The 14,129-nt window shown below is 39.7% G+C and carries 8 protein-coding genes; 6 read left to right on the top strand and 2 right to left on the bottom strand.

Going from position 1 to position 14,129, the window contains the following annotated elements; all coding sequences use genetic code 11:
- The first annotated feature begins 58 nt into the window (after nt 1–58).
- Nucleotides 59–853, top strand: coding sequence for a helix-turn-helix domain-containing protein (locus AC1Z3T_RS12420; RefSeq protein WP_228153689.1), 795 nt, complete (start codon nt 59–61; stop codon nt 851–853).
- A gap of 82 nt (nt 854–935) precedes the next feature.
- Nucleotides 936–1,775, top strand: a complete 840-nt coding sequence (locus AC1Z3T_RS12425; RefSeq protein ID WP_100884996.1) for a sterol desaturase family protein — start codon at nt 936–938, stop codon at nt 1,773–1,775.
- A 199-nt stretch (nt 1,776–1,974) separates the two neighbouring features.
- On the opposite strand, the gene AC1Z3T_RS12430 is transcribed toward AC1Z3T_RS12425, so the two are convergent.
- Nucleotides 1,975–4,191: a TonB-dependent siderophore receptor gene (locus AC1Z3T_RS12430; RefSeq protein ID WP_100884997.1), complete on the bottom strand. Its 2,217-nt coding sequence runs from the start codon at nt 4,189–4,191 to the stop codon at nt 1,975–1,977.
- Between the two features lie 205 nt (nt 4,192–4,396).
- Nucleotides 4,397–4,915, bottom strand: a complete 519-nt coding sequence (locus AC1Z3T_RS12435; protein WP_100886283.1) for an RNA polymerase sigma factor — start codon at nt 4,913–4,915, stop codon at nt 4,397–4,399.
- Between the two features lie 258 nt (nt 4,916–5,173).
- On the opposite strand from AC1Z3T_RS12435, the gene AC1Z3T_RS12440 reads away from it, so the two are divergent.
- The 4 genes from AC1Z3T_RS12440 to AC1Z3T_RS12455 are packed head-to-tail and all read left to right on the top strand — an operon-like array spanning nt 5,174 to nt 13,990.
- The gene (locus tag AC1Z3T_RS12440; protein ID WP_100884998.1) at nt 5,174–6,382 is read left to right on the top strand and encodes an efflux RND transporter periplasmic adaptor subunit; all 1,209 of its coding nucleotides are present in this window, start codon (nt 5,174–5,176) and stop codon (nt 6,380–6,382) included.
- A gap of 3 nt (nt 6,383–6,385) precedes the next feature.
- Nucleotides 6,386–9,481, top strand: a complete 3,096-nt coding sequence (locus tag AC1Z3T_RS12445) for an efflux RND transporter permease subunit (RefSeq protein ID WP_100884999.1) — start codon at nt 6,386–6,388, stop codon at nt 9,479–9,481.
- On the top strand, nt 9,478–12,582 hold the full coding sequence (locus AC1Z3T_RS12450) for an efflux RND transporter permease subunit (RefSeq protein ID WP_100885000.1): 3,105 nt from the start codon (nt 9,478–9,480) through the stop codon (nt 12,580–12,582). Before AC1Z3T_RS12445 ends, AC1Z3T_RS12450 begins: the two co-directional genes overlap by 4 nt.
- Before the next feature lie 10 nt (nt 12,583–12,592).
- Nucleotides 12,593–13,990 carry an efflux transporter outer membrane subunit gene (locus AC1Z3T_RS12455; protein WP_100885001.1) on the top strand — a complete coding sequence of 466 codons (1,398 nt, stop codon included), beginning with the start codon at nt 12,593–12,595 and terminating at the stop codon, nt 13,988–13,990.
- The last annotated feature ends 139 nt before the right edge of the window (nt 13,991–14,129 follow it).

A 14,129-nucleotide genomic window follows, 5' to 3' on the forward strand; every position in this document is an offset into this window, starting at 1 on the left:
GTAGTCAAAATGCTATTGTATAAATTTAAATGATCAATTTAATAAGGCGATAACTTTTGTGAAAAAAAGTGACGTATCTTCTAAATACTGGCTGGGAAAAATCTCAATTGGCTATGGCATTGGGTATTTTGAAGGGAATGTTGGCGATAACGATTTACATCGACACCATGCACACCAATTAAGTTTTGCAAAAAATGCAGGAGAATGTATTCAGGTCAGTGGTGAGGAACAATGCATATTTAGCAGTGGCGTATATATTACAGCAAATACATTGCATCATTTAAAGTCAGGAACATATTGTTCAATTTATATTGATCAAACACATTTTCTTGCATCGGTTATCCATCAATACTTACAACCCATCTTCACAATGACCGTATTACCTGAAGATTTGGTGATTGTACTTCGTAAATATTTTATCCAGCAGCGTCATCACGACAAAGCTTTTCAAATGCTGTTAAATTACTGTGGAATTAATCATTTTAAACAACCTACGATACGAGTACAGCATCTTTCAAATTTTCTTAGTTCGAGTAAACAGCAAGATTTAACCCTTAAACAAATCGCTGAACAATTTAATCTTTCAGAAAGTCGTTTTAGTCACTGGTTTAGTGAAAGCTTTGGTATTTCTTATAGAAGTTATCGTAAATGGTTACGACTACTTCAAACGATTCAATCAACTAGTCAGCAAACTACCCTGACAAATGTGGCATATCAATCCCACTTTTCTGATCAAGCTCACTTTAGTAGAACGTGCAAACAGATGTTTGGTATTCAACCTTCACTGTTAAAATTCATTCCATCGATCGAACAGATTCCGATGTGGCAACCATCTGATCCTATACTTGAATAGTAATCTAGCTGTTTCATTCAATTCTTTTCACTTTCTAATCCGCATACTGAAATGACATTTTAAACGGAAAAGGAGTGATGAATTGAATACCTTGTTAAAGATGTCATTCAGATATTTATTTTACCCAGTTTGGATGGCTTTGACTGTTTGGGTCATGTCCGTGATTCTATCGGGGCAGATTACATATTGGTCAAGTTCGATCTTATTTATTGTGCTCAGTGGTTTGATGATTGCTTTAGCTGAATATCATTCTCCCTATCAACCGAACTGGTTAGAGTCGCATCAAGATGGATTGACCGATATTTTGCATGCCATTTTTAATTTAATTTTGATTGTTTCTGTATCTAAAATAATTGAAATATTGGACATATTTAGATTTTTCCCACGTCTCTGGCCGGATCAATGGTCATGGTTTTGGCAACTTATGCTTGTCGCCTTGGTGATCGACTTTGGATTGTGGTTGATGCATCGTTTTAGTCATCGTTATAAGTTTCTGTGGAAATTACATGCAATTCACCATCATTCTAGTCGGCTATACTGGTTGAATGCTGAAAAAAGGCATCCATTGAGTGCCTTAATACTTGCAGGACCAAGCCTTATGATTCTTGCAATCTTAGGTGCTCCAAGTATATTGATTGGCTGTTGGATGATGTACATGGCGGTACACTTATTTTTTCAACATGCCAATGTGGACTATCGAGTAGGTGTTTTAAAATATATTTTTGCTGTTGCTGAAGTACATCGCATTCATCATAAACATGGGCATGGTCGGAAAAATTTTGGTGAGGTGTTCATTTTCTGGGATATTATTTTTGGAAGCTTCTATTATGAAAAGCAAAAGATTAAACCAGATCAAGTCGGTGTACGTAGCCCAATTCCAAATGAATATTTGGCGCAATTAAAATGGCCATTTCAAAAGTAGTCAGACAGATGTCTAGTCTAGAGCAAATTAAACTCATTGTATTTCTGGTAGTCAAATTTAGTACTGACTAAAAGGACTGTTATTTTATAAGCATAAAGTGGTCATCACGACCACTTTATCGTTTTATTTTTAAAGCTCAAACACATTACTAGATTGAATTTATTTAAGCTTGGGTTAAATCATAAATTTAAAAACAGAATTACCAGCTGTAGCGAACACCTACATTAAAGTTTGTTGGTGCACCATAATAACTATTGGTTGTCGCCAAATGATATTTTTCATTCAATAGATTATTTACATTGAGATTGACCAACAAATTTTCACTGATTTTATAACGTGCCATCAAATCAACGAGTGTATAACTGTCTTGAGTAAAGCGTGTATTTACAGGGCGAGTCACATCCGAATAAATATCGCTTTGCCAACGTAGACTGCCACCTACTGTCAGTGCTTTATCGAAATAAGGCAGGGTATAAGTGGTAAATATTTTTGCTGTATTGTTAGGGATATTGGTGTTTATGGCGTTGTCTTTATTATCCTTTGATAGATTACGAGTGAAACTTCCTGAAACTTGCCATAACTCTGTCAGTTTTCCAGTTGCTTCTAGTTCAAAACCTCTACTTTCTGTACCTGATTCAGCGCGATAAGCTTGCGAGCCATCTGGAGCAAAAACTCCATCGACAGCAATGGCTTTATTGTCTTCTTTGGTTTGATAAATGGCAGCACCAATATTTAATTGATTGTCGAAGAACTCACCTTTGATTCCAAGCTCAGTGCTATTTCCAACAAGCGGATCTAAATAGTCACCACTCACTGTTTTTCTGTCTTGTGGAGAAAAGATACTGGTATAACTGGCATAAGTGGTCCATTGCTCAGTCAAATCGTAAGTCAACCCGATATAAGGAATCACTTCACCTGTTTCTTTACGTGATGTTGTTTCGGTAGTGTTTGTGGCATTGTCATGATTTTTGGTCACACGCTTCCAATCTTCAACGCGTGTCCCCAAGATAATCGCAGCTTTGTCTGAAGGCTTTAATCGAACAGCACCGAATATAGAGCGACTACTGTCATCACCACTGTACCAGCCATCAATCATTGTTTCTGGGCGAGTTGGATTATGCCCATCCCAAGTGAAAATATTACCTAGATTACCATCCCAAGACATTCCATTATTCCAACCTGAATATGTTGGGCGTTGATTGTCACTTTTAGTATAGGTTGTCCCTACGACGACATCATGAGTTTGGTTAAATAGATTAAAGGAACCATTTAAGGTTAAATTGAATAGATTCTGTGTAGGTTCATAATCCCAACGTGTGGCATAAATTAAAGCGCCAGCACCTGTTTGTTTATCAATTCCTGAACTATATGCATAGCCGACTACCTCATCAGAAGAGGTTTCAGTTCGAGAAATCGTTCCCTTGAGTTTCCAATTGTCATTAAATTTATGTTCAATATCTGCAAAATAACCTGTTGTTGAACGGTCTGAATAGGTCCAGTCAGCTGCCGCTGAATCAGAACGTGACCAATTGATCAGTGATCCATCTTTATAGTATGAAGGTAAGCCCCCACGTGCGATGCCTGTAATATCAATTTGTTGGTGGCTGATACCGAAACTTGCTTTGGTTCGATCAGTCAAATCAGCTTCAAGTACACCATAAGCAACTTTACGTTCTTCAGCATAACGATCGATATAAGAGTCACCATCTTGATAAGCCAATACGGCACGACCACGAATACTTCCTGATTGGTTTAATGGTGATGAAACATCAATATCGGTACGATATGTGTCCCATGAGCCAGCACTTGCACTCACTGAAGCTTTAAAATTCTGTAATGGTTTTTTCCTAACCATGTTGATACTGGCACTTGCTGAACCGGCACCTGTCATTAAACCATTAGCACCACGTACAATTTCAATACGGTCAAAAAGCGCAGTATCTTGGCTTTGAAAGATACTTGAATAAGAGTTTAGGAGTTTTACACCATCCAATAAGTAATTGTCTACGCTTTGACCACGCGCATAAATTGGTGTGTTATCTGAGCCGATATTACCGCCTTGATTGATGGTTAAACCCGCAGCTTGAGTGACCACATCTGTTAACTGGGTGAGATTTTGATCTTCCATTTGCTGGCGAGTAATCACACTCACCAGTTGCGGTGTTTCTTTTAAGCTGAGGGCTAATCCAGTGGATGCAGTGGTTGCTTTCGCCGTATAAAGACCTGTTTCTTCTGTTGTTAATGTATCACTGTTGGCAGCAGTGACCGTAATGGTCGGGAGTTGTTCTGAATTTTGTGACAGGTTCTCAGTATTATCTGATGCTGCAAATAATGATCCATTGACCAAAATAGATCCACCCCAAAGTACAGTTCGAATAGCCAAAGTCAGGGCATGCTTAGCTTGATGTTCCTTCATAAGATTCTCATACGAGTTATATTTATCTATTAGTCGTTTAATATGAAAAAAAAGCTCAAATTTTTCTAACTTTTTTACTTTTAGGTAATTTGGAAATAAAAATATTAAAAAGAAATTTTTATTATTTTATATAAATCAGTAACTTGATGTTAATCTTGTAAAGCCTTTATCTAATCGAGAAAATTTTAATCTGATCACGATAAATCTAGTTCAAGGTATTGTTATAGGTTTTAGAACAAGCGCTGAATGCCTGCTTCATATCTCTTTTTACTGTGGCTTGTGAAATATTGAGTTGCTGACCAATGGCGCGATAAGTCATTCCTTCTAACTGAGATAATAAAAAAACCTGAGCAACTCGATTGGGAAGGTTTTCAAGGGTTTGTTGAACCTGATTCAAAGTTTCGCGCATGCAGATTTGATGTTCAGTCGAAGGATAATCATCTTGAGGGATTGAGGGGAGTGTCTCTAAATAACCTCGTTCAATTTGCTGATGTCGCCAATGATCAATGATGACATGTTTGGCTATGCCCAATAGCCATGCTTTGGGTTCTTTGATTTCTTCAAAACGATAGTTGCTTTTTAATGCACGATAAAAAACTTCTTGACTCAAGTCTTCTGAAGAGTGGTGATTATGCAGCTTATGCTTAAACCACAAAACCAAACTACTTTGATAGTCTTGATAAATATGGTTGAACCATTGCTGTTTTTCTACGTTCAAATTCATTGAAGTTGCCTGTTGAATCAGCGAATAGAACAAAGTTTTGCTGGGTAGATATAAGTATTGAAAATAATGATAGTGATAATGATTATTAAATGCAATAATAAACATTACAAAAAGCAACATGTAGTATTGAACTGATTTAAATCAAGTTTCATCAAGCGAATGGATGAAATGAGCACTGATTTTTAGTGAATTATCACTTTATTAGGTTTGATCTTTGTAAATATCGCGAATTCTGCGACTGTCTGAATAAGAGTTTTTATGAGTAACCCATTAGTCAATATAAGCCCCAAAAAGAGTTCACTTCAGCAGAAGTTTAAATATTTAATTGGATTAATCATTCTCATTGGCTCGGCGCTAGCAGGTTTTTATTGGAAAAAATCGACGTCTAAACCTGTAGAGGAATACAGTCAGTGGAGTAAACCTGTTCCTGTAAGAACAGTATCCGTACAGCAGCAAAATTTACAACTTGAGATCAAAGCTATAGGAACGGTAATTCCTGCACATACCGTCAATGTTCAAAGTCAAGTTTCTGGTGTGCTACAACAAATTTATTTTAAAGAAGGTCAATGGGTTAAAAAAGGCGAGCTACTTGCACAATTAGATCCTGCACCGTTTCAAGTTGCATTGGCACAGGCACAGGGCACCCAGCAGCAAAATTTAGCGCAACTGCAAAATGCAGAAACAGAGTTAAAACGTTATCAATTACTGTTTAAGCAAGATTCGATTGCCAAACAGCAAGTCGAACAACAACAAGCATTGGTGAATCAGCTTAAAGGGCAAATACAATCAAACAAAGCCCAAGTTGATGCGGCCAAATTACAGCTATCGTATACACGAATTTATTCACCGATTGCAGGGCGAGTAGGCTTTAGACAAAAAGATGCCGGTAATTTGATTCAGGCCAATGAAACAACAGGCTTGGTCACAATTACTCAAGTCCATCCCATTTATGTGCAATTTGCAGTTGCCGAAAATTATTTGATGGGGCTACGTGATACTTTGAAAAAAGGACAGAAAATTGAAGTGAGTGCATGGGACAAAAGCGAGCAAAATAAGTTAGCGATGGGACATGTGCAATCACTGGATAATCAGATTGATGTTAGTACTGGAACATTAAAGCTAAAAGCAGTATTTAACAATCAAGACGATGCTTTATTTCCTAATCAATTTGTCAATGTTCGCTTGAATACACAGACGATTCAAAATGCCATCACGATTCCAAATGATGCTGTGCAACATGGCGCCAAAGGAACCTATGTTTATATTGTTAATCCACAACATAAAGCTGAAATTCGCATGTTAAAACTGGGCATGACTTCAAACGGTCAAATTGAAGTGATAGAGGGTTTAACAGCAAAAGAGCAGGTGGTTTTAGAAGGGATTGATCGACTATCAGAAGGAAAAGAGGTTCAAATCGTTTCAGATCAGCACCAACAAACTTCAAACGTGGATGCAACTCAGAGATAAATCATGAATATTTCACGATTCTTTATTTTACGTCCAGTCGCTACGACGCTGTTAATGCTTGCCTTGTTATTCAGTGGTTTCTTAGTTTGGCGTTTGCTCCCTGTATCTGCTTTGCCACAAGTCGATTATCCGATTATTCAGGTATATACCTTTCAACCCGGTGCAAATCCCGATACGGTGCAAAGAACCATTACCGCTCCACTTGAGCGTGAAATGGGGAAAATTGCAGGGTTGAAACAGATGTCGTCCAGTAGTTCTGTTGGTGCGTCGGTAATTACTTTACAGTTTGAACTCAGTGCGGAATTGGGTGTAGTTGAGCAAGAAGTGCAGTCTGCACTCAGTACAGCCAGCAATAAGTTACCCGATGATCTGCCCACACCACCTGTGTATCGCAAGGTTAATCCTGCCGATGTTCCAGTGATTACTTTGGCCATTAGTTCTGATACTTTGCCTTTAACTACAGTCTATGACATGGTTGATACACGTGTTGCTCAGAAACTTTCACAACTGACAGGTGTGGGCATGGTCAGTCTTGCAGGTGGGCAAAGACCTGCAATACGGGTACAAATGAATCCAGCAGCGCTTGCTTCTTATAAAATGAGTGCAGAGCAAGTACGAACAGCGATTCAGTCAGCCAATGCCAATCAACCGAAAGGCAGTTTTGATGGTCCTTTTCGAACCACAATGTTGGATGCCAATGACCAGATTCGCTCAATTCACGATTATGAAAATTTAATTCTGCGATGGAATAACGGCGCGCCGATACGTTTAAAAGATGTGGCAAAGATCATAGAAGGTAGTGAAGATCGTTATATGGCAGCTTGGGCAGACAGCCAGTCAGCGATTTTGGTGAATATTCAACGCCAACCGAATGCCAATGTGATTCAGGTTGCTGATCAAATTAAGCAGGTATTGCCTGACTTACAAAAAAATTTACCTGAAAACGTTAAAATTCGGGTTTTAACAGATCGTACGGAAAGTATTCGAAGCTCAATTCGCGATGTACAAAAAGAATTGGTTTTTGCTGTTTGTCTTGTGGTCATGGTGACCTTCCTGTTTTTAAAGAATTTATCTGCAACCATCATTCCAAGTATTGCTGTACCACTTTCAATTATTGGTACTTTCGTGGTGATGTATTTTCTAGGTTTCTCTGTTAATAATCTGACCTTAATGGCACTGACGATTGCGACTGGTTTTGTGGTCGATGATGCGATTGTGATGCTGGAAAATATTGCACGGCACCGAGAGTCAGGTGAAAACTTATTACAAGCGGCATTGAAAGGTGCTCGAGAAATTGGCTTTACTCTTATATCTTTGACAGTTTCATTGATCGCAGTACTGATTCCATTGCTGTTTATGGGAGACGTCGTTGGGCGCTTATTCCATGAATTCGCAGTCACTTTGGCAGCAGCAATCGCAATTTCTTTGGTGGTGTCTTTAACATTGACACCGATGATGTGCGCCTATTTACTCAAAAATACTCAGCATGCAACTTCAAAAAAGGCTTGGAGCTTAGATCAAGTTATTGATTATTATGCTAAAGGATTGACGTGGGTTTTTCGCCATCAAACCCTGACCTTAGTCGTAATGTTGAGTACAGTATTGCTGGCAGGATTCTTATATTGGGCGATTCCCAAAGGATTTTTCCCAGTCCAGGACAGTGGGGTGATTCAAGTCGTGACTGAAGCACCAGATGATATTTCATTCCAAGCCATGAGTGAACGTCAGCAAAAATTTGCCAGTCAAATCCTCAAAGATCCTGCGGTTGAAAGTTTATCTTCATTTATTGGGGTAGATGCCAATAATCCGAAACTGAGTAATGGGCGTATTTTAATTAACCTAAAGTCACATGCCGAGCGTGATGATGCTGATCTGGTGATGTCTCGTTTGCGTGAACAAATGAGTCAAGTGCAAGGTATTTATGGATGGATGCAACCTGTACAGGAGTTGAGTATTGAAGACAAAATTAGTCGGACTCAATATCAACTCAGCTTAAGTGCAACACAAGCTTCAGACTTAGAAAAATGGACGCCTCTATTGGTAGATGCATTGGCACAACGTTCTGAATTTGCAGATGTCACCAGTGAGGGGAGCGGACAAGGTTTACAGGCATTTATTGAGGTCAATCGAGATGCTGCATCTCGTTTAGGTTTAAGCATTGAAGATATTAGTTTGGCCTTACAGAATTTATTTGCCCAACGTCAGATTGCGACACTGTATACCCAATCGAATCAGTATCGTATTGTCTTGGAGCTCAATCCTGATTTGGCACAAGGTCTGGATCATTTAGGGCAAACTTATATTCATAATGGTAATGGTGAACCCATATTACTCAGTACTGTTGCTACAATTGTTCAAAAAAGAGTGCCGATTATTTTACAACAACAAGCACAATTTCCTGCCAATGGTGTGTCTTTTAATCTTGCTTCAGGTGTTGCATTGGGAGATGCAATTAAAACCATTCATGAAGTGGAACGACAGCTCAATTTGCCTATCGATGTGAAGTTGAAATTACAGGGGGCAGCAGCAGCATTTGAAAATGCGCAGCAACATACATTTTGGCTGGTCATCGCCGCGATTGTCACGATGTATATTGTTTTGGGGATTTTATATGAAAGTTTTATTCATCCCATTACCATTCTTTCAACATTACCCTCTGCTGCAATTGGTGCTTTAGTGGCTTTGTTTTTGGTACAACGACCGTTGGATATGATTGCATTGATCGGAATCATCCTATTAATTGGTCTGGTCAAGAAAAACGGCATCATGATGGTCGATTTTGCTTTGGCTGCGCAAAGGAATGAAGGTTTGACACCGCAGCAGGCGATTTATCAAGCAGCACTAATGCGTTTTCGTCCGATTTTAATGACTACACTTGCAGCATTGGTCGGAGCGATTCCACTCATGTTGGCTTCGGGCGCTGGTGCAGAATTACGCCAACCACTCGGCATTGTGATGGTCGGTGGTTTGATTGTGAGTCAGTTACTCACCTTATTTACAACACCCGTGGTTTATTTATTCTTTGATCGATTGCAACAATCTTTTTCAAAATCTGAGTCTTCAACAATAACGGCAAATGAAGTAGGGAGGGAGTCTTGAAGGTGCTCTCAAACTTTATTCATCGACCCGTTGCCAGCATATTGTTGGGTATAGCAATTGTATTGTTGGGCATATTGGCTTATTTCCGCTTGCCAGTGGCAGCTCTACCGCAAGCTGATATCCCCACAATTGTTGTACGAGCCAGTTTACCTGGAGCAAGTCCAGAAAGTATGTCCGCGACAGTGGCAACTCCTTTGGAAAGAGCCATGATGGGGGTGTCAGGGGTAAAAGCCATTAACTCTTCAAGTAGTCAAGGTTCAAGTCAAGTGGTTTTGCATTTTGCTTTGGATACGGACATTAATGAAGCTGCTCGAGAAGTACAAGCAGCGATTAATGCTGCCATGTCACAGCTTCCTTCTGGTATGCCTAGCCCACCTGAATATTTTAAAATTAATCCAAGTCAAAGCCCGATTCTTTATTTGGCATTGAGTTCAAAGCATTTATCTGCTGGAAAACTCTATGAGATTGCTGCGAATCAATTACAACCGAATCTTGCTCAAGTCAGTGGTGTTGGTGAAGTTGCCATTGATGGTGCTTCTATGCCTGCGGTGAGAGTGACACTTAACCCGAATGCTTTGATTGCTCAAGGGATCTCTTTGGAGCAAGTTCGTGAAGCGATTGTTCAGGCAAATCGAACACAGGCATTGGGTGTCATAGAGACTGAAAAATTAAGATGGCAGGTCGCACTTTCAAATGACTTAAAAACTGCACAAGACTTTGCTGATTTGGTGGTTTATCGAAATGCGCAGACATTGGTTCATTTAAAAGACGTTGCAGAGGTACAAGACTCCGTTGAAAATCGTTATGTCAGTGGTTTTCATAATGGTCAACCTGCTGTGATTATTAAAATCAGCCGTCAGCCCAATGCCAATACTGTTGCGACCATTGCAAAAATAAAAGAAAAGATACCCGAGTTAAATGCCTTGATTGCTGCGGACGCTCAAATCATCACCGTGATGGATGGATCAGAGATTATTCGAGCCAGTCTTGATGAAGCACGTGATACTTTATTATTTTCCATGTTTTTGGTGATCGTCGTCGTCGCATTGATGTTGGGACGTTTACAAAGTGCAATTGTGCCCAGTATTGCCTTGGTCGTGACTTTGATTGGCGCATGTAGCTTGATTTATCTCGCAGGTTTTTCACTGAATAATTTGTCGATCATGGCTGTGATTGTGGCAATCGGATTGGTTGTGGACGATGCCATTGTCGTCTTAGAAAACATTGAGCGTCATATTGAACAAGGTGAACAGCCTGTTCAAGCTGCAATCAAAGGTATCAGCGAAGTTGGTGCGACTTTGGTGGCAATGAATTTAGCTTTGGTGATGATTTTTATTTCCGTACTATTTATGGGCGGAGTGATTGAACGATTGTTTAGAGAGTTCTCTTTAACTTTAGTGTTTATTGTCATTTTATCTGTATTGGTATCATTGGTTCTGACCCCCAGTTTGTCTGCACGGACACTTAAACCCCTTAAAAGTTATCAGCATCAAGCTTTGTACCAGTTTAGCCATCGTACAACACAATATTTAACTCAGCTCTATTTGCGCTCCCTGAAATGGATGATTGGACATGCCTATATTGCAATTCTATTGTGGATTGGGGCAATTGGGGCATCCGCATATCTTTACCAAAATTTATCGAAACGGGTGCTACCTGAGCAAGATACAGGTCGTGTAGATGCCTTTATACGTGGTGATGATGGATTCTCTTTTCAGATTATGCAGCCGAAAATTGCCAGTTTCAGTCAAAGTGTATTAAAAGACCCAGCCGTAAAAGATGTCATTGGGACTTCAGGCGGAGCAGGAGGAACCACGAACTCTTTTCTCATGGTGAGTTTAAAACCTAAAGCCGAGCGTGGTGGAAAATCTTCACATGAAATTGTTGAGCGACTTAAGCAAAATGCACCTTGGCAAGCTGGGGCAATTTTCTCGGCACGTGTTAAGCAAGAGTTAGAACTAGATGATCCATTTTCAAGCGGGAGTGGTCAAGATTATATGTTGCTTCTGCAATCTGACAATGTTGCCTTGTTACGCCAATGGGTGCCCAAAGTTGCGCAGGCCATGCAGAAACTTCCTGAACTTGAAGAAGTTGAAAGCATGGGAGATGAAGGCGCTCAGCATGTCACATTAGATATAGATCGTGAAGCTGCACGTCGTTTGGGCGTAGAGATTGAAAATATATCGAGTGTATTGAATAACTCATTTTCACAACGTCAGATTTCAACCATTTATGATCAAAATCAACAATTTCATGTGGTGATGGAAGTCGATAAGCATTTTACCGAGCATCCGGAAGCTTTGGCGAATGTGCGTATACCGAATCAACAGGGTGCATCTGTACCATTGAGTAATTTTGCCAAATGGTCATATGGGATTAGTAATGATCGAGTATATCGCCGTAATCAGTTTGCAGCGATGGGAATCGGTTATGTGGTGAAACAAGGTTACAGTTATGAACAGGCCGATGCTGCGATACGATCTGTTTTGCCTGAAGTGATGTTGCCCAATGAAATATTTATGACCACGGATAAAGATGTGGAAGCAGAAAGTTTACAAGGTGGCTTAAGCACAGCATGGTTAATTTTGGTGGTGATACTCCTGATTTATATTCTATTAGGGATTACTTATGAGAGTGTGGTTCATCCCTTAACTATTTTATCTACCATACCTGCTGTGGCGTTGGGAGCGCTATTTACCCTATGGTTATTTGATTTTCAATTTACCCTCATTGCACTTTTAGGCATGTTTTTGTTGATTGGTATCGTGGTGAAAAATGCCATCCTTTTAATTGATTTTACTTTGCTTGAACGGCGTCAAGGTAAGTCCGCATACCAAGCCGTGTTGTCTGCTGCAAGCTTGCGTTTTCGTCCGATTTTAATGACCAATAGCGCAGCACTACTTGGCGCGATTCCATTGGCACTTAGCTGGGCTGAAGGGGCTGAGTTACGCCAACCTTTAGGTGTTGTCATTGTGGGTGGATTAGCACTGGGTCAGTTATTCACCTTATATAGCACACCTGTCTTATATTTAGCTTTGGAAAAATGCGCAGAATTTTGCGCAAGAATCAAGCGTAGCCATGCCGTTCAGTCAGGTCAGTAGGAACTATAACATGCAAAATTTAATCAAAAAAAATATGTTCAGTCTAAGTTGTATGTTGTTCTTGACAGCATGTCAATCAACCAAAGTTTGGCATCCACCGCATTATCAAGTGCCAATTATTCAAGCAGATCAGCACTATAAATATTCAACTTTAAACTGGAAACAAACCGAAAATTTAAAAATACAGTCAAATGCATGGTGGGAGATTTATCACGATTCAACCTTGAATCAATTGATGCAACAACTCAATCTCGAAAATTTGGATTTAAAACAGGCTGAAGCACGATATGTACAAGCGGCCGCATTACTCAACCAACAGTATGCGCAACGTTCAGCAAAGTTAACCGTAGACGGTGGAGTAAATCGTCAAGCAAGCAAGCAAAGCTCAGCAAAAAATCAATGGTCTACGGGTATTCAAGCCAGTTGGATCCCAGATTTGTGGGGCAGAGTTGCAAAAGCGATTGAAGGGCAAAATGCAAATCTAGCCGCTTCTCAAGCAGACTTAGATGCTGTAAGACTCAATCAGCAATTATTAGCAACAGAGGCTTATTGGAATATACGGATATTGGATGCGCAGTTAGCGATATTACAGCAAACCCAAAAAAGTTATTCACGATCTGTCGAGATTCTCAATAACCAATATCTTGCTGGAATGATCGCACGTGCAGATGTGATTCAAGCAGAAACGCAGCTCAAACAAGTTGATATTCAGCAGATTGAAATACAACGTGATCGTGATTTACAAGAAAATATTTTGGCTGTACTACAGGGCAAAACGGTTTCACAATTTCACTTGGCTCGGCAGCAACAAACCTTTCAAATACCTGTTTTACCCACACAAATTCCTAGCCGTTTATTAATTCAGCGTCCAGATGTTCGACGTGCTGAACGAGAACTTGCAGCCACACATGCAGAACTTGGATTAGCGCAAACGGCTTGGCTACCTGATCTTAGTATCGGTATAAATGGCTCAGTCAATGCTCAAACTTTGAGTCAATTATTCCAAGCGCCACAATACTTATGGTCAACAGGTTTGCAAGCGACATCAATGATATTTGATGGCGGTAAACGTAAAGCTGAAATTGAGCTTGCACAAGCACGTTATGCTGAAAAAACGGCAACTTATAAACAAAAGGTTTTAACAGGATGGAAAGAAGTTGAAGATGCACTTCTACAATCTACCAGTTTTAGGCAACAACAAAATGAACAAAGTCGTTTATTTGAATTAGCAAGAGAAAATGAACAAGTGGTCACTCGCCGTTATCAAGCAGGTATGGTGAGTTATTTAGAAGTGGTTACGGCACAAAATTTGCGCTTACAGGCAGAACAAGCAACTTTGGAGTTAAAACAACGACAGTTAAACAATACAGCACAATTGATTGCAGCATCAGGCGGACAGATTAATTAAAAGCAGTCTTCAATGTTGATTACTGAATAATGTTTTATGGTTTGTCTTTCTCGTATTAAGTCTTTAGATTTTGCTATGTTATTTATCATCAAGGAAGATGTACACCTACACGATAGACGATGTGTAGGTTAATTTAAGC

The organism is Acinetobacter sp. B-6 (genome assembly GCF_056930735.1).